Below are 537 nucleotides of genomic sequence, written 5' to 3'. Positions count from 1 at the left end.
GCAATGTCGCGGGGGCTCTCCAAAGCCGGCGCGGTGGTCATGTAGAACTGGGATCCCATTTCTGCCGCCAGCACTGCTGCCACCGTGGTTTTGCCTAGACCAGGCGGGCCGTAGAACAGCAGGTGATCCAGAGGCTCTTGGCGAGCGCGGGCCGCCGCAATGGCAATGGAGAGCACTTCTTTAAGTTCCGTCTGGCCAATATATTCCGCTAGGGTGCGCGGGCGCAGGGATTCTTCCTGGGCTTCGCCAGGGTGGGCTTGCGGCTGCAACAGGGCAGAGGGATCCGCTCCCCTTTCCCCAGCAAAGCTCAACTCTCTGCCTTCTTTTCTCCAGGCTGAAGACTTTTGCTGCCGCCGCTTGGGGCCCTCAGCGTTCTGGCCTGTATCCCGAGAAGAAATGATTGCCATATCCCTAAGTCACAGAGGCAATGGCCCCAATTTAACTCTAGAAAAGCTCTGGGAAAGATCACCCCAGCAAAGAGAACAAAAAAATCCCCCAGACCAAGCTGGGGGATCCACCAATGCTGTTGAAGCGTCA

General features: G+C 57.7%; 1 protein-coding gene. It reads right to left on the bottom strand.

Annotated elements, in window-relative coordinates; all coding sequences use genetic code 11:
• Positions 1-407: AAA family ATPase (locus NW820_RS13465; protein ID WP_414407782.1), on the bottom strand; the 407-nt coding region annotated here is incomplete at its 3' end.
• Between the last annotated feature and the right edge of the window lie 130 nt (positions 408-537).

Source organism: Synechococcus sp. R55.7, assembly GCF_047461955.1.
Classification (GTDB): domain Bacteria; phylum Cyanobacteriota; class Cyanobacteriia; order Thermostichales; family Thermostichaceae; genus Thermostichus.
This window is presented reverse-complemented; position numbering and strand designations above follow the sequence as displayed.